The organism is Wenzhouxiangella sp. YN1 (assembly GCF_056324145.1).
In genome coordinates, this window is record NZ_JBJNIO010000040.1 from 1 (window position 1) to 300 (window position 300).

1 pseudogene is annotated in these 300 nt (G+C 59.0%); it reads left to right on the forward strand.

The features are described from left to right. Positions 1-161 precede the first annotated feature (161 nt). Positions 162-300 (forward strand): annotated as a pseudogene (locus ACEWQZ_RS00100) (transposase); the annotation flags it as partial.

Here is a 300-nt window from a genome sequence, read left to right on the forward strand (position 1 = left end):
CGTGCCGTCCTGAGTGTCGTCAGCCGAGCGACCAGGGTCTGGAGCTACATCCTAGACCCACGGCAAAACCCCATGGGGGATCTCAACACCAAACATCGCATACCATTAATATACCGATCCGCATTATTCTACAGCCCCCGCAACCCAACAAACGCCAAGGAGCCCATGGCGGGGACCCGAATGCTGTCGACAGCTGCAGCATCGACATGTCGCCGGCCTTCATCCGAGGCGTCACGGACCACCTGCCCAAAGCCGGGATCACGTTCGACAAATTCCATGTCATCGCCAAGGCCTCCGAGG